Origin of the sequence: Sphingomonas sp. R-74633 (assembly GCF_013416555.1) — a bacterium.
Classification (GTDB): domain Bacteria; phylum Pseudomonadota; class Alphaproteobacteria; order Sphingomonadales; family Sphingomonadaceae; genus Sphingomonas.
In genome coordinates, this window is sequence record NZ_JACCFG010000001.1 from 398,797 (window position 1) to 413,840 (window position 15,044).

20 protein-coding genes and 1 other RNA gene are annotated in these 15,044 nt (G+C 67.0%); 15 read left to right on the forward strand and 6 right to left on the reverse strand.

Going from position 1 to position 15,044, the window contains the following annotated elements; translation table 11 throughout:
• Positions 1–89: 89 nt before the first annotated feature.
• Complete coding sequence (locus HZY97_RS01875; protein ID WP_180140038.1) at positions 90–569, reverse strand: MAPEG family protein; 480 nt, start codon at positions 567–569, stop codon at positions 90–92.
• A gap of 60 nt (positions 570–629) precedes the next feature.
• On the reverse strand, positions 630–1,211 hold the full coding sequence (locus tag HZY97_RS01880) for a TetR/AcrR family transcriptional regulator (protein ID WP_180140040.1): 582 nt from the start codon (positions 1,209–1,211) through the stop codon (positions 630–632).
• A 184-nt stretch (positions 1,212–1,395) separates the two neighbouring features.
• Between HZY97_RS01880 and HZY97_RS01885 the strand changes: the two genes are divergently transcribed.
• Positions 1,396–2,361 (forward strand): amidohydrolase family protein, encoded by a 966-nt coding sequence (locus tag HZY97_RS01885; protein ID WP_180140042.1) that lies wholly within the window; start codon positions 1,396–1,398, stop codon positions 2,359–2,361.
• 9 nt (positions 2,362–2,370) lie between these two features.
• Here the strand turns inward: HZY97_RS01885 and HZY97_RS01890 are convergent, their stop codons facing one another.
• The 3 genes from HZY97_RS01890 to HZY97_RS01900 all read right to left on the reverse strand — a co-directional run bounded on the left by HZY97_RS01890 (position 2,371) and on the right by HZY97_RS01900 (position 5,689).
• Positions 2,371–3,096 carry a hypothetical protein gene (locus HZY97_RS01890; RefSeq protein WP_180140043.1) on the reverse strand — a complete coding sequence of 242 codons (726 nt, stop codon included), beginning with the start codon at positions 3,094–3,096 and terminating at the stop codon, positions 2,371–2,373.
• A 128-nt stretch (positions 3,097–3,224) separates the two neighbouring features.
• Positions 3,225–4,304: a deoxyhypusine synthase gene (locus HZY97_RS01895; protein ID WP_180140045.1), complete on the reverse strand. Its 1,080-nt coding sequence runs from the start codon at positions 4,302–4,304 to the stop codon at positions 3,225–3,227.
• A 143-nt stretch (positions 4,305–4,447) separates the two neighbouring features.
• Complete coding sequence (locus HZY97_RS01900) at positions 4,448–5,689, reverse strand: type III PLP-dependent enzyme (protein ID WP_180140047.1); 1,242 nt, start codon at positions 5,687–5,689, stop codon at positions 4,448–4,450.
• Positions 5,690–5,840: 151 nt separating this feature from the next.
• Between HZY97_RS01900 and HZY97_RS01905 the strand changes: the two genes are divergently transcribed.
• The 6 genes from HZY97_RS01905 to HZY97_RS01930 all read left to right on the forward strand — a co-directional run bounded on the left by HZY97_RS01905 (position 5,841) and on the right by HZY97_RS01930 (position 8,808).
• Complete coding sequence (locus tag HZY97_RS01905; RefSeq protein WP_180140048.1) at positions 5,841–6,809, forward strand: pyridoxal-phosphate dependent enzyme; 969 nt, start codon at positions 5,841–5,843, stop codon at positions 6,807–6,809.
• Positions 6,810–6,813: 4 nt separating this feature from the next.
• Entirely contained in the window at positions 6,814–6,990 is a 177-nt protein-coding gene (locus HZY97_RS01910) for a hypothetical protein (RefSeq protein WP_180140050.1), read from the forward strand.
• On the forward strand, positions 6,987–7,157 hold the full coding sequence (locus HZY97_RS01915; RefSeq protein WP_257214936.1) for a hypothetical protein: 171 nt from the start codon (positions 6,987–6,989) through the stop codon (positions 7,155–7,157). The genes HZY97_RS01910 and HZY97_RS01915 overlap by 4 nt, the downstream gene beginning before the upstream one ends.
• Before the next feature lie 85 nt (positions 7,158–7,242).
• Positions 7,243–8,085, forward strand: coding sequence for an alpha/beta hydrolase (locus tag HZY97_RS01920; RefSeq protein WP_180140052.1), 843 nt, complete (start codon positions 7,243–7,245; stop codon positions 8,083–8,085).
• Between the two features lie 38 nt (positions 8,086–8,123).
• Positions 8,124–8,333 carry a DUF2093 domain-containing protein gene (locus HZY97_RS01925; protein WP_257214840.1) on the forward strand — a complete coding sequence of 70 codons (210 nt, stop codon included), beginning with the start codon at positions 8,124–8,126 and terminating at the stop codon, positions 8,331–8,333.
• A gap of 46 nt (positions 8,334–8,379) precedes the next feature.
• Positions 8,380–8,808 carry a hypothetical protein gene (locus HZY97_RS01930; protein ID WP_180140056.1) on the forward strand — a complete coding sequence of 143 codons (429 nt, stop codon included), beginning with the start codon at positions 8,380–8,382 and terminating at the stop codon, positions 8,806–8,808.
• Between the two features lie 18 nt (positions 8,809–8,826).
• Here the strand turns inward: HZY97_RS01930 and HZY97_RS01935 are convergent, their stop codons facing one another.
• Positions 8,827–9,483, reverse strand: coding sequence for an alpha/beta hydrolase (locus HZY97_RS01935; protein ID WP_180140058.1), 657 nt, complete (start codon positions 9,481–9,483; stop codon positions 8,827–8,829).
• A gap of 97 nt (positions 9,484–9,580) precedes the next feature.
• Here HZY97_RS01935 and HZY97_RS01940 point away from each other — a divergent pair, with 97 nt between their 5' ends.
• The 8 genes from HZY97_RS01940 (at position 9,581) to HZY97_RS01975 (ending at position 15,018) form a co-directional block, all read left to right on the forward strand.
• Complete coding sequence (locus HZY97_RS01940; RefSeq protein WP_257214841.1) at positions 9,581–10,657, forward strand: cysteine desulfurase family protein; 1,077 nt, start codon at positions 9,581–9,583, stop codon at positions 10,655–10,657.
• Positions 10,654–11,745, forward strand: a complete 1,092-nt coding sequence (locus HZY97_RS01945) for a cysteine desulfurase family protein (RefSeq protein WP_180140063.1) — start codon at positions 10,654–10,656, stop codon at positions 11,743–11,745. Before HZY97_RS01940 ends, HZY97_RS01945 begins: the two co-directional genes overlap by 4 nt.
• Positions 11,742–12,074 (forward strand): 2Fe-2S iron-sulfur cluster-binding protein, encoded by a 333-nt coding sequence (locus tag HZY97_RS01950; RefSeq protein WP_180140064.1) that lies wholly within the window; start codon positions 11,742–11,744, stop codon positions 12,072–12,074. Before HZY97_RS01945 ends, HZY97_RS01950 begins: the two co-directional genes overlap by 4 nt.
• 156 nt (positions 12,075–12,230) lie before the next feature.
• Entirely contained in the window at positions 12,231–12,446 is a 216-nt protein-coding gene (locus tag HZY97_RS01955; protein ID WP_180140066.1) for a hypothetical protein, read from the forward strand.
• Between the two features lie 98 nt (positions 12,447–12,544).
• An RNA gene (gene ffs / locus HZY97_RS01960) (signal recognition particle sRNA small type) lies at positions 12,545–12,642 on the forward strand.
• Positions 12,643–12,728: 86 nt separating this feature from the next.
• Complete coding sequence (locus HZY97_RS01965) at positions 12,729–14,351, forward strand: DNA polymerase III subunit gamma/tau (protein WP_180140068.1); 1,623 nt, start codon at positions 12,729–12,731, stop codon at positions 14,349–14,351.
• 1 nt (position 14,352) lies between these two features.
• Positions 14,353–14,673, forward strand: coding sequence for a YbaB/EbfC family nucleoid-associated protein (locus HZY97_RS01970; protein WP_180140070.1), 321 nt, complete (start codon positions 14,353–14,355; stop codon positions 14,671–14,673).
• A 60-nt stretch (positions 14,674–14,733) separates the two neighbouring features.
• Positions 14,734–15,018 (forward strand): hypothetical protein, encoded by a 285-nt coding sequence (locus HZY97_RS01975; protein WP_180140072.1) that lies wholly within the window; start codon positions 14,734–14,736, stop codon positions 15,016–15,018.
• Positions 15,019–15,044: the final 26 nt, after the last annotated feature.

The window sequence follows — 15,044 nt, forward strand, 5'->3', positions numbered from 1 at the left end:
GCCCAGTATCGGCGGATCAGGTGAGGTGGGTGAACCTCTCGAACAATATCGCAACTGGACCCCGGCCTTCGCCGGGGAGCAGCGTATTGCTAGCGCGCGTACGCCGCCGCAGTCGTCTCCACCGGGGTGGCCGGCGCATGATCGAGCACGATCGCCATGCCCGCGTGGAGCGTCAGCGCCATCAGCACCAATGTCGACAGCAGGAACAAGGCGAAGCGCGTCGAGACGCGGTTGACCGTTGCCTGCACCACGCTGTGGGCGATGCGCAGGATCACATAGGCCCAGGCGAGCCACAAATTGATGCCGTGCCCCTGGCCGAGCAGCGCCAGCGCCAGCGCGACCGCGTAGAACAGGGTCGGCTGCTCGTGGAGATGGTTGTAATTGTGCGCCTTCCACTGCGCTTGGGCGGGCAGCACCTTGTCGGCATCGGTGCCCTTGCTGCCGACCAGCTTGCCCATGTCGATGCCTGCCTTGCGCATCGCCGGCATCCGCATCGCCATCATCCAGACCAGCATGACGAGCGTCCAGGCGACGAGCGCCACCACGGGCGCGAGAATTTCGCTGTGCATTGCAGTCCCCTCCACCTGCATTGAGCGCGGGAGGCTGCCAAAGCCGGTTCGGGAATGCAACTAAACCGGAGCGAGCAGGCTCTCGAGCAGCAGGTGCGTTGAACGGCGGAGCGCCGCTTCATCCTGCGCCGACCAGACGGCGTTGCGGCAGAGCACCCCCATCACATGCGCCTGGACCAGCCAGCCGATCGCTTCGGCATCGGCGCCGGCGCGCGCCTTGCCGGCAGCGGCGAGGCTGCGCACCGCGGCTTCCACGGCGTGGCGCAGGCGTTCGAGATTGGCGGTGGTGCGCTGGCGCAGCCCGGCGTCGGCTGCGCTGGCGGCGGTGATTTCGATGCCGAACCGGGCATTGGCCGGGGGCAAAGCAGGGGCGATCTGGTGCGCAAAAAGCGAGTCGGCGAGGCTCTGGATGCTGTCGCCATCGATCGACCCGAGCTCGGCGGAGAGCAGGTCGGTCACTGCGTGGATCAGCCCCTCCTTGCTCGGGAAATGGCTGTAGAAGGCGCCCTTGCTGATCCCCGCGGCGGTGCACACATCGTCGACAGAGGTGGCCAGTAGCCCACGCTCGAACAGGCAGCGCGCGGCCGCGTCGAGGATATGCGCCCGTCTCTTGGCGGCGGTGGCTTCAGTAAGGCGCGGCATCGACCCGATTCAGTGTTTATTCCCCCTAAGGTGCATCGGATTTGGTTCCAGTATGTTGCTGACCATTGTTGACGTCGGCGAAGGTCCCGCTGCGGGACGGCGCTTCGCCGGGACTGGTGCCTCCGTGGCGCCACTACCTGCCAGGTAGTTGCCTGCAGGACGGGCACGAAGCACGCCTTGCGCCATGAACCACGAGGCGGATTTCATGGCGAATATCGGACGGAGAGAATTGCTCAGGCTGGGCGGCGGGGCAGGGCTTTCGCTCGCGCTGCCGAGCCTCGGGTTTGCGGCGGGCGCGCAGCCGATCATCGATGTGCACCTGCACGCCTATCCCGCATCGATGCCGCTGCCGGCAGGCGCGACCAATCCGATCACCGGCGCCAAGAGCCCGGTGCGCAGCGGCGCCGAGCATCTGACGGCGTGCATCGCGGAAATGAAACGGCACAATGTCGTGCGCGGCGTGGTGAGCGGCGGCGATGGCGACCGGCTGCAGGCGGCGATCGACTGGCGCAATCGCGATCCCGCGCGCTTCATCGCGGGGGCGGGCATCCGCGGGTCCGCGGACACGCCGCTGCCGCCGCTCGACACATTGCGCAGGCTGTTCGCCGACGGGACGATCAGGGTGCTCGGCGAGGTGACAGCGGAATATGCCGGTCTGTCGCTGAGCGATCCGCAATACGACCCCTATCTCGCGCTGGCGGAGGAATTTGACGTGCCGGTGGCGCTGCACATCGGCACCATGCCGTCCGGCACGCCCTTCGATCCCTGCTGCAGCACCGCCCGGGCGCGGCTTGGCCATCCCGAGACGATCGAGGAGGCGCTGAGCAGGCATCCGAAGCTGCGGATCAACCTGATGCACAGCGGCTGGCCCTATATCGAGGAGACCATCGCGATGCTGATGCTCTACCCCAATGTGAATGTGGATACCGGCGCCAATGCCTGGCTGCTGCCGCGCGCCGAATTCCATGCCTGCCTCCAGCGGATCGTCGGCGCGGGCTTCGGCAAGCGGGTGATGTTCGGATCGGACAACATGTTCTGGCCCGAGGCGATCGGGCTGGCGATCGAGGGGGTGGAGAGCGCGAGCTTCCTGAGCGCGACGCAGAAGCGGGACATCTTCTACAACAATGCGGCGGCGTTTTACCGGTTGTAGGCGCCGCCGTTAGTCGCGCAGGCGGCAGAGCGCGTCGCGGTTGGCCAGGGCGAAAGCCCGGATCGCTTCGAGTGAGGCGGCCTTGGTTTCGGGCGCATAGAGCCAGTCGTCAAAGGCGTTGGATGCGTCCTCGTCGGGGGGCACGAAATCGAAGACCGCTTCGCCGCCCGAGGTGAGTTCGCCCCGCACCACTGCAGCCTGATATTTGATCTGAAGTTGCCAATCCTCATTCCGGGCCTCCACCCAGGCGATGTCGCGCTGCGTGACCGGCTGCCACCAGCTTTTGCCCTGCTTCGCCAGGTGCCGGATCAGACGTGCGCGGCTCGCCGCCCATTTCTCGGGCTCATCGTTCAGATTGGGCACGATGCGGGCAACGGGCGCTTCGGGATCGCCCGCGCGCTCGCGAAAGGCCGGGTCGAAGCGGGCCATCAGCTCGGGCCAGTCGAGCAACGCGATCAGCCGATAGGCCAACTTCAGCGAAACGCGGTAATTGTCGATGAACTGCGTGAAGCCGCCATTGCTTACCTGGCCGACGAGATCGGACCACATCATCAGCGCGCGTTGCGGTTCGGTTAGCTGGTCGTTGCCGGGGTGGCCGTAGAGGTCCCAGCCTTCGATCTGCATTACCGCGGGCACATGGACGAACGACTCTCCGGTCGCGCACCATCCCGGATGCTGATACGAGGCCGCGGCTTCGAATTCCGCCGCCGTCATTTCCGGACGTGTTTCGGTCATGGTGCCCCTTTCGCCAACGCGGTGCGTCCGCTTCGCCGGGAGGATTGACGAACCTCGCGGGCATTTCAAAAGAAAAGGGCGGCCGGGGATGTCCCGACCGCCCTGTTTCTGGTCCGATCCGGAAAGGATCAGGCGAAGAGCTTCGCCCAGCCGCGCTTGGCGCGGTCCTTCCAGTGGCCGCGGTGATAGGCGTCGGACGCCAGCAGCGGCATGACCGAGCCCGCTTCGGCGAACACCATCTGCTCGATGCCGGTGTTGACCTTGCCCCACGAGGCGGCCTCCTGGAGGGTCGAGGACGAGCAGGCGCCGTCGCGCACGTCGGCGACGGTGATCTGCACGGCGTATTTGTGCACGGCGACATCGTCATGGCCGAGGATCTCGGCGCAGACGACGGTGTCCTGGATGAAGTTCTTCGGCACGCCGCCGCCGATCATCAGGAGACCGGTGGTGCCGGCCTGGATCTTGATCTCGGTGAGCTCGCGGAAGTCGGCAATGGCGTCGAGCACCATGTACGGCTTGCCCGCCTTGGCGCGATCGACCTGGTGCTTGACCAGGCCGAAGCCGGCCGAGGAGTCGACGAATGCCGGGCAGAAGATCGGCACGTCATGCTCATAGGCGAGCTTGACCAGGCTGTTGTCCTTCTTGCCGTGCTCGACGAGGTACTTGCCCATCTCGCGGATGAACGCGCGCGACGAATAGGGCTTGGCTTCCAGCGTCTCGGCGATCTCGAAGATCGTGTGGTCGACGTTCTGGAGCGCTTCCTCGTCGATGTACGTGTCGTAGATGCGGTCGATGTAGAGCGAGCGCAGCGTGTCGTCGTCGGGGATCTCGAGCGCCTGATAGTGCTTGTGGCCAAGGCCCTCGAAGAAATCCATGTCGACGATGGTCGCGCCGGTGGCGACGACGACATCGACCATGTTGTTGCGGATCAGCTCGGCATAGAGGTCCATGCAGCCGCCGGCCGAGGTCGAGCCCGCGATCACCAGGCAGACCGTGCAGTCCTTGTCGGCGAGCATCTCGTTGTAAATCTTGGTCGCGCGGCCGAGATCGCGGCTGGTGAAGCTCATGTCTGCCATCGCGTCGACGATCGGGCGCGCATCGAACGAGGTGATGTCGATGTGCTTGACCTGCTTCGAGAGCAGCTCCGCCTTGCGGTTCGTCGTGTCCACCGGCTGCGCGGCAGCGGTCTTGATAAGGGAATCGGTCACTGGGGGTTCTCCCATGCGCAATGGCCGCCGTCGTTAAGGGGACGCGGAAACCCGGTTGCGGGGCCCATAGACCCCGAAAACATATCCGTCATCCCCGCGCAGGGGCGACCCGTGCGAGGATGACGGCTTTAAGCGGTGTGCTGTTACAGCTTGACGACGTTCCAGGCCGGACGGCGTTCCGTGAGCTCGACATACATCGAGGCCATCGGTTCGTCCGCCACGACGACAGTCGCGTCGGTGCCGAAGCCGTTGAACGCGGTGCGCATCGCCGAGCCATAGGCGCCGAGCATGCCGATCTCGAAATAGTCGCCGGTGCGGGTGTCCGCCGGCAGAAGGAACGGGCCCTTCATGTAATCGAGATCGTCGCAGGTCGGGCCGTAGAAGCTGAACTCGACGTCCTTGGCATTCGACTCGGGCTCGCGCAGCAGCTCGACCGGGAACTTCCAGTCGATATGCGCGGCGTCGAACAGCGCGCCATAGGCGCCGTCGTTGATGTACAGCTCGGCGCCGCGGCGACGCTCTACGCGCACCACGATCGAGCTGTACTCGGCGCACAGCGCACGACCCGGCTCGGCCCAGAGCTCGGCCGAATAGGAAACCGGCAGGCTCTCGAACGCGCGGTGGATCGTCTCGAAATAATGCTCGAGCGGCGGCGGGGTCATGCCCGGATAGGTCGAGGGGAAGCCGCCGCCGACGTCGATGACGTCCACGGTGACAGCCGATTCGACGATCGCGGCGCGCACGCGCTCCATCGCGTTCGAATAGGCCTCCGGCGACATCGCCTGCGAACCGACATGGAAGCAGATGCCCAGCGCGTCGGCGACCTGGCGGGTCTCGAACAGCAGCTTGGCGGCTTCACCCGGACCGGCGCCGAACTTCGATGCGAGGCTCAGCTTCGAATGGTCCGACGAGACGCGCAGGCGCACGCAGAGCGTCAGGTCGCTCGCGGGCACGCCGTCACGGCTGGTGGCGCGGACGATCTTGGCCAGCTCGTCGAGGCAATCGAGCGAGAAGGTGCGGACGCCGTGGGTGAAATACGCTTCTTCGATCGCTTCCTCGGCCTTGACCGGGTGCATGAAGCAGAGCGTGGCTTCGGGCAGCGTGCGCGCAACCAGGCGAACTTCGCCGATCGACGCCACGTCGTACGTGGTGATGCCGTTATCCCACAGGATCTGCAGCAGCTCGGGCGACGGATTCGCCTTGACCGCATACATGGCCTTGCCCGGGAACTTCTCGACGAAGAACCGAGCGGCCCGTGCCGCAGCGTGCGGACGGACAAGCGTAACCGGCTGAACCGGACCCTGCTTAGCGATGTCGATGCCGGTCACGGAGGAGCCGGCGGTCGAGAGGGGCGCTAACCCCAGCGCGCGATGATGCTGGTGCAACTCAAGGGACCTCCAAATGCCTTTCGGCAAACGTTGAAAAAAGCTGCCTTGCGGTTGGAAGTCCCATGGGGCAGCGGAAGGCGGCACATAAGGACGTTGGAACGGGGTGTAAAGTGATTCGCGTTCCGGATTTTTACTGCGGGGGTGAACTGTGACGATTGTGCGACAGCCAACGCGCGCCGGGGTGCGGGACGCCGCCGCCAAGGTCGCGGCGATCCTGCCGCAACCCCCTTTGTTCGTTCAGGAAATTCGCGGTGTGCCGGTGTGCTTCAAGGCCGAGTGCCTGCAGCCGATCGGCGCGTTCAAGATCCGCGGGGCCTGGCACCGGCTGACCGCATTAGACGGGGTTTTGCGCGAGCGCGGCGTCGTCGCTTTCTCGTCGGGGAATCACGCCCAGGGGGTCGCATGGGCGGCGAAGAAGCTGGGGATGCCGGCGGTGATCGTGATGCCGGCCGACGCGCCCAAGGTGAAGCGCGACGCGACGCTGGCGATGGGGGCCGAAGTTGTCTCCTATGATCGCATGACCGAGAGCCGCGAGAAGATCGCCGCGCATCTCGCCCATGCCCGCGGCGCGACACTGGTGCCGAGCTTTGACGATCCGTGGATCATCGAAGGGCAGGGGAGCGCCGGGATCGAGGCGATGAGCCAGATCGTCGAGGCGCGGCTGCCGGACTTCGAGAATGTGCTGGTACCGTGCGGCGGCGGCGGGCTGGCGGCGGGCATGGCGCTGGCATTGCCTGACGCCGAGATCATCGTGGTCGAGCCCGAGGGCTGGGACGATATGACGCGTAGCCTGGAGGCGGGCTGGATCGAGCCGGTGGGCGACAATCCGCCGCCGACTGCGTGCGACGCGCTGCAGACGACTCGCGTATCGCCGCTGACCTTCGATGTGCTGTCGCGGCGCGGCGCCACCGGGCTTGCGGTGAGCGAGGCGGAGATCCGCAATGCCCAGCGCTGGGCGGCGGCGAAGCTGCGCGTAGTGGTCGAGCCGGGCGGCGCAGTGGCGCTGGCGGCGCTGCTCGCGGGCAAGGTCGATGTGAAGCCGGGCTTGCTCGTCGTGCTTTCGGGGGGCAATGCCGATCCCGATGCCTATGCCCAAGTCCTTTCCGGGAGAGACTGACCCCTTGGCCAATCGCTTCGGTTCCGTGATCGCCACTGTGATGAGCGCCGCCGCGCGCGTGGCCGGCTATGTCATCTACGGCTTCCTGCGCATGATCTATCGCCGCGATCCCGCGATGATCGCGCTGTTCCTCGGGGTGCCGCTGGCCATCGCGCTGCTCGTCTGGCTTGTCCTGCGGTGATCGGGGACGCTTCGCTCGAACCGATCTGGCTGAGTATCGCGGTGATCGCGGTGGGGGTGCTGGTCTGGGGCGGCTGGCGCCAGTTCCGCGCCGACCGGACCAAGGCGATCCTGATGTGGATCTGCGCGGTGGTGATCCTGGGCAATCTGCTGATCCTCAGGGTCTGAGCCCGACACATCTCGTTACACAAGATCGTTGGACGCGCCGGCAACGCCTGCATATCCTCGCACCTAAGGTTCGATGAGGTTTGCGATGCGTAAGGCGCTGATCCTGCTTCCCTTCCTGCTCGCCGCTGCGCCTGCGCTGGCGCAGTCGCCGCCCGGGCATGAGGTTGCCTATGGCAGCGCGGCGCTCCAGAAGTTCGATTTCTACAAGGCGGCCAAGGCGGATGCGCCGCTGGTCGTGTTCATCCATGGCGGCGGCTGGAAGCGCGGCGACAAGGGCAATGCCACCGGCGACGCGAAGATCGCGCATTTCACCGGCAAGGGCTATGCGTTCGCCAGCGTGAACTACCGGCTGGTGCCGGGCGCGACCGTCGAGCAGCAGGCGCAGGACGTCGCCGATGCGCTGGGCTGGATGGTCAAGAATGCCAGGGCGATGGGCGTGGATCCCCGGCACATCGTGGTGATGGGGCATAGCGCCGGCGCGCATCTCGCCGCGCTGATCGCCACCGATCCCGCCTATCTGCAAAAGGCGGGCTGGGGCCTCGAGAAGCTGGCCGGTGTCGTGCTGCTCGACGGCGCCGCCTATGACGTGCCCGCGCAGATGGCCGACGGCCCGCGGGTGATGGGCGGCACCTATGAAGCGGCGTTCGGCAGCGAGCCGGCGCGCCAGCGGGCACTCTCGCCGACGCTGCAGGCAGCGGCACCCAATGCACGGGACTTCCTGATCCTGCATGTGCAGCGCGAGGACGGCACTCGCCAGTCCGAAGCGCTGGGGCGTGCGCTGACGGCGGCGGGGGCGCGGGTGAAGGTGCAGGGTTTTGCCGGGCAGGGTCTGCGCGGGCATATGGAGATCAACCGGCGGCTGGGCGATGCGGATTATCCGGCCACCACGGCAGTCGATCAGTGGATCGACGCGGTGCTGACTCGCTGAGTGTTGGCGAGCGGCGCCGCAATCCCTAGATGGGGCGCATGTCGCTTCTCGCCGAACTCCATTACGACGCGTCCGATTTCGACGTGATCCGTCCGGGCACCCATGTCGTCTGCGCCGTCACCGGCGATCCGATCCCGCTCGACCAGCTGAAATATTGGAGCGCCGCGTTCCAGGAAGCCTATCGCGGCGCGCATGAGGCGACCGCCGCGATCTTGGCGGGCGGGGCGAAGAACCTCAAGAAGGACTGACAGCGGCGTGAGCGTCCGTTAGCTTCCCGGCAAGGGGGGACGGCGGATGCAGCTTCGCGATCTCAAATGCAGTGGTCCCGCCTGGCTGTTCGGCTGGGTGACGGCGGTGTTCCTGCCCGGCCTGCTGATCTCGCTTCAGCGTCACGGGCTGGCGCGGCTGCCGGCAAATAGCTGGCAGATGGGCGACGATATCGGCCCGGCCGCCAAGCTGCTGCTCGGCGCGCTGCTGATGCTGTGCTTCTGGCTGGCGGTACGTGCCCGGATCGGGCCGCTGGCGGTTCGTGCGGCGCTGGGCGCGCTGGCGGCGATGGCGCTCACGCTGGCGCTCATCCCGGCCTATTATTCGCGCGGCTTCGGCATCGGGCTGACCGGTGCCCGGTTCGATCCGGCGGTGCTGCCCTGGTACGCGATCGGGGCAATGGTGGCGGGGCTGGTCTTTGCCTTGGCCTTGGCGCGGTGCCGGGCGCGGAGCTGAGCCCCGCGCCCGTACAGGTCAGCGGATCGGCGAGTTCGGGTCGAGCCGCATGTCGAGATATTTGTCCACGCTGCCCATCAACTCTTCCATTTCCTGCTCGAAGAAATGGTTCGCGCCCGGGATGGTGTCGTGGTGGATGGTGATGTGCTTCTGGGTGCGCAGCTTGTCGACCAGCTTCTGGACGGCGCCCGGCGTGACCACTTCGTCATTTTCGCCCTGGACGATGATGCCCGACGAGGGGCACGGCGCGAGGAAGGTGAAGTCGAACATGTTCGCCGGCGGGGCGACCGAGATGAAGCCGCGGATTTCCGGGCGGCGCATCAGCAGCTGCATGCCGATCCAGGCGCCGAAGCCGAAGCCGGCGACCCAGGTCGAGCTGGCTTCCGGGTGGAAGCTCTGCACCCAGTCGAGCGCCGACGCGGCGTCGGACAGCTCGCCGATGCCGTTGTCGAACGTGCCCTGGCTCTTGCCGACCCCGCGGAAATTGAAGCGGAGCGTCGCGAAACCGCGGCGCTGGAAGGTCTTGTAGAGCTCCTGGACGATGCGGTTGTTCATCGTACCGCCCGCATTGGGATGCGGGTGGAGGATCATGGCGACCGGCGCGCGCGGCTTGGGCGCGGGAGCGAAACGGCCTTCGAGGCGGCCTTCGGGACCGGGGAAGATGACTTCGGGCAAGGTATTTCCCTGTATGAAATCCTGTGCGCAGTGGAGCGCGGAGAGTTGGGCGCTATATAGGCAGCGCGCCCGTTTGCGCAATTATTACGAGAGCAACTTGGCCGACCGCATCTATCTCGATCACGCCGCGACCACTCCGATGCTGCCCGAGGCGCTGGCCGCGGTGGAAGCGGGCATGCGCCACTGGGCCAATCCCAGCTCCCCGCACGCCGAGGGGCGGGCTGCCCGCGCCGCGCTGGAGAACGCCCGGCGCGAAGTGGCCGCGGCCTATGGCTGGGCGCACGAACTGATCTTCACCAGCGGCGCGAGCGAATCGCTGCACATGGCGCTGACCCGGTCGATGGCGCCGCGCCGGCTAATCAGCGCGGTCGAGCATGATTCGGTGCTGCGCCACGCCGAGGGCGCACAGGTTTTGCCGGTGCTGGCCGACGGCACGCTGAACCTCGACGTGCTGAAGGCTGCGCTGGCGGACGGACCACGCGCTTTGGTCGGGGTGCAGCGGACCAATAGCGAGACGGGCGTGATCCAGCCGATCGAGGCGATCGCGGAGATCGTGCACGCAGCGGACGGAATATTGCTCGTCGATGCGGCGCAGATGCCGGCGCGGGCATCGGCGGCGGTGCTGCGCCATGCCGATCTGGTCGCGGTATCGGCGCACAAGCGCGGCGGGCCGCCGGGGATCGGCGCGCTGCTGGTCCGCGATTTTGGCGTGCTGGCGCCGATGGGCGGGCAGGAAAAGGGCTATCGGGCAGGGACCGAGAACCTCCCCGGCGCGCTTGGTTATGCGGCAGCGGTGACGGTGCCAGAGGATCTGGCGCGCATGGCCGAGCTGCGCGCGCGGCTCGAGGCGGCGATAGTGGCGGCGGGCGGCGAAGTCGTCGGCGCGGCCACGTCGCGCAGCCCGCTGATCGGGGCGTACCGGATGCCGGGCGTCTCCTCCGCAGCGCAGCTGATCCGCTTCGACATGGCCGGCATCTCGGTTTCCGCCGGCAGCGCCTGCTCGTCGGGCAGCATGCGGCCGAGCCATGTGCTGGGCGCGATGGGCTGGGAGGAGCCGGCGCTGCGTGAAGTCGTGCGGGTGAGCTTTGGGCGCGGGACGAGCGAGGCGGAGGTGGATGGATTCACGACGCTCTGGCGTCAGATCGCGATCGAGGCCAGAACCAGAGCTGCATGACCTATCTCGATTATCAGGCGACCACGCCGCTCGCCCCCGAGGCGCTGGCCGCGATGCTGCCGCTGCTGGCGAATAATTTCGCCAATCCGCACTCCGCCCATGCCCAGGGCCGTGCGGCCAAGGCGGCGGTGGAAGTTGCGCGCGACGATGTCGCCGGGCTGCTGCCGGTGGGGGGCAAGGTCAGCTTTACCAGCGGCGCGACCGAAGCGCTCAACTGGGCGATCAAGGGGACGAGCGGGGGCATTGTCACCCTTGCCACCGAACATGCCGCGGTGCTCGATACCGTGGCGGCTGAGGCGCGCAAGGGCAGGGACGTGACGGTGCTGCCGGTCGGCCCCGAGGGGCTGGTCGATCTCGCTGCCGCCCGCGCCGCGATCAAGCCTGGGATCGGGCTGGTTGCCGCGATGCTGGTCAACAACGAGATCGGCGTGATCCAGCCGGTCGAGGAGCTGGCGCGTCTCGCACATGCCGCCGGCGCGCTGTTCCTGTGCGACGCGGTGCAGGGCTATGGCCGGGTGCGAATGCCCGAGGGTTGCGACCTGATCGCGGTGTCGGCGCACAAGATCCACGGGCCCAAGGGCATTGGCGCGCTGTGGATCCGCGACGGGGTAACGCTCGAGCCGCTGATGCATGGCGGCGGGCAGGAGCCTGCGGGCCGTTCGGGCACACTCTCGCCCGCTTTGTGCGCCGGGTTCGGCGCGGCGGCCAAGCTCGCCAAGCAGCGCTTCGGGGTGGATCATGCACATGCCGAGCAGCTGTTCCGCGCGGCGCTGAACCGGATCGCCGGCGACTGGATCCTCAACGGGTCGCGCGACGATCGCTATCCGGGCAATCTCAACCTGCGCCATGACGGGCTCGACGTCGCCCGGCTGATCAGCGAGCTGCGCGACATCGCGTTCTCGGCGGGTTCGGCCTGCGCGAGCGGATCGGGACGGCCGAGCCACGTCCTCGAGGCGATCGGGTTGAGCGCCGCGGAGGCGCGGGCGAGCATCCGCATCGGCTATGGCCGCTACACCAGCGAAGACGAACTGATCCACGCGATCGACCGGATCGTCGCCGCCGCCCGCCTGCAGAGCCGCGCAGCATGATCCGCGTCACCTTTATCGGCGCCGATGGCACCCAGCATGATGTCGAGGCCGAAGAGGGGCTTCGTTTGCTCGAAGTCGCGCAGAATGACGGGCAGCCGCTGGAAGGCACCTGCGAGGGGCAGATGGCCTGCTCGACCTGCCATGTGATCGTCGATCCCGAGCATTTCGCCCGGCTGCCACGCGCGGCGGAGGAAGAGGAGGATATTCTCGACCTCGCCATGGGCGCGGTGCGGACCAGCCGGCTCGCCTGCCAGATTTTGCTGACCCCCGAGCTCGATGGGCTGGTGGTGCGCATGCCGGGCGCGCACCGCGACATGCAGGGGCGCTGAAACGCCCCCTCTCCGCTGGTTGAAACGCTACGGCAACGAACCAGACATTCAGCCGCCCGCAATCCGTCCCGTTTCAGGATCGTGCATGGAACCGAAACGATCGTTCCGGTTTCCGCACCCGTAGGGATTATCCCCCTGCTAGCAGGAGAGAGCTAAATGAAGATTCTTCCGATCCTCGCGGCCGCTGCCGCCGCCGCGCTCGCCATCCCCGCCGCCAATGCCGCCGTTGCCCCGGCCGCGACGGTCAAGGCCGAGATCCAGCACCACAATGGCTGGCACAAGAAGCGCGTCTATTACCGCAAGGTGTGCACCACCAAGTGGCGCCATGGCCACCGCTACCAGAGCTGCCGCAACGTGCGCTATTACCGCTAAGCTCTGGCGCTAGAGGTTTTGGGGGTGGGAACGCCGGGAACGTTCCTGCCCCCTTGCCTTATCATCTTGCCTAACCGCCTGACTTTGCCCATATGCGCCGCGGGAGTCGGGCGGACGTAGTCGTCGCCAACCTGGTCAGATCCGGAAGGAAGCAGCCACAACGATTTCGCTGCGGGTCGTTCCGGCTCCCACCTTCTCCCTCTCCCATCGACGGTCTTTTCCCCCGCCCGGCGGCATGCATCGCCTTGGACGCGGCAGCGGAACACGCTAGGAACGGATGGCATGTCCGATTCCCTGCTTGGCCTCGACGAACCCCCACAGCCGCGCGACAGCGCCTATCGGGTGCTGGCGCGCAAATACCGGCCGCAGACCTTTTCCGAGCTGATCGGTCAGGATGCGATGGTCACCACGCTGGGCAATGCGATCAAGCGCGACCGGCTGGCGCACGCCTTCCTGCTCACCGGCGTCCGCGGAGTCGGCAAGACCTCGACCGCGCGGCTGATCGCCAAGGCGCTCAACTGCATCGGCCCGGACGGGCAGGGCGGGCCGACGATCGACCCCTGCGGCATTTGCGAGCCCTGCCGCGCGATCGCCGAGGGCCGGCATATCGACGTGATCGAGATGGACGCGGCGAGCCATACCGGCGTCGACGATGTCCGCGAGATCATCGAGGCATCGCGCTATTCGGCGGTCTCGGCGCGCTACAAGATCTACATCATCGACGAAGTTCACATGCTGTCGAAGAGCGCGTTCAACGCGCTGCTCAAGACGCTCGAGGAGCCGCCGGCGCATGTGAAGTTCCTGTTCGCCACGACCGAGGTGAACAAGGTGCCGGTGACGGTGCTGTCGCGCTGCCAGCGCTTCGACCTGCGCCGCATCCCGGCCGAGCTGCTTGCCGAGCATTTCGCCAAGGTCAGCCAGGCCGAGGGTGTCGAGGCGGAGCCCGAGGCGCTGGGGCTGATCGCGCGGGCGGCCGAAGGGTCCGCGCGCGACGGGCTTTCGATCCTCGACCAGGCGATCGCGCATGCCGGGCTGGAAGGCGAGGGCGTGAAGGCGGAGGCGGTGCGCCAGATGCTCGGCCTGTCCGACCGCGGCGCGATCCGCACCTTGTTCGGGCTGCTGCTCGAGGGCGATGCGCAGGGCGCGCTGGCTTCGCTGCGCGGCCAGTACGACCTTGGCGTCGATCCGCAGGCGGTGCTGCGCACGCTGCTGGAGACGGTGCACGCGGTGACGCTCGCCAAGCTCGGCACCCACCCGAATTCGGGCCAGTCGGCCGAGGAGCTGAAGGCGCTCGAGCGCTGGGCGGCGGGGCTGAGCTTCCCGGCGCTGCACCGGCTATGGCAGCTCGTGCTGCGCGGGCATGACGAGGTCGCCAAGGCCGTGCTGCCGATCGAGGCGGCGGAAATGGCGCTGCTGCGCGTCATCCATGCCTCGCAGCTGCCCGATCCTGGCGAACTTGCCCGCCAGATCGCCAGCGGCAATGTGACCATCTCGGGCGGCGCCGCACCGGCTGGTGCCGCGGCTCCCAATGGCTCGGCGCTGCCGACCAGCTTGGGCCAGCTTGCCGACTATCTCGAGGAGAAGCGCCGCTTCCAGCTCGCCACCCAAGTGCGCGACTATCTGCGCCCGGTGAGCTTTGCGGGCACCGAGATCGAGTTTGCCGCGGCGCGGACGCTGCCGTTCGACTTCCTCAAGGAACTGGGCGCCGCGCTCAAGGAGTTTACCGGTACCAACTGGAAGCTCCAATGCGTAGAGGTGCCGGCGCAGGCGATGACGCTGCGCGAGGAGCAGGCCGCGAACGAGCAGGCCGAGCGCGATTCGGTGCTCGCCTCGCCGATGGTCGCCGCCGCGATGGAAGCCTTTCCCGATGCCGAGCTGATCGGCTGGTCCAAGACAGGAAGTTAGTATGGATCTCGAAAAAATGATGGCCATGGCGCAGAACGTCCAGGCCGAACTCACCAAGGCGCAGGCCGATCTCGACAAGATCGAAGTCGAGGGCGCCGCCGGCGGCGGGCTGGTCAAGGTCCAGGCTTCGGCCAAGGGCCGGATCATCGGGTTGCACATCGACGATTCGCTGATGAACCCGGCGGAAAAGGGCATGCTCGAAGACCTGCTCGCGGCGGCCTTCAACGATGCCCGCGCCAAGGCGGATGCGGCTTCGCAGGAGTCGATGGCCAAGATGACCAGCGGCCTGCCGCTGCCCCCGGGCTTCAAGCTGCCCTTCTGATTTCCGGAACCATCGCAAGACCTTCTCGGTTGCAGCCGCAGGAGTTCGAGGAGGAATGCGATGGTTGAACGTGTAACCGAACGTACCGATGGGGTGACTGCAGAGCGCGTCACCGAGACGGGTGGCGGCACTGTGGTGGTCGAGCGCGGTGGCGGCAGCGGCGTGGGCCTGATCGTCGGGCTGGTGCTGCTGATCGCCGTGGTGATCGGTGCCGTCTACCTGTTCAATCAGAACAACCGCGAGAACGCCAAGACCAACGCCGTGACGCAGGCGGCCAAGGACGTCGGCGGTGCGGCCAAGGACGTGGGCGACGCGGCGCAGGACGCGGCCAAGAAGGTCCAGTAATCCGGAGGGGCCGGCGAGCGCTGGGC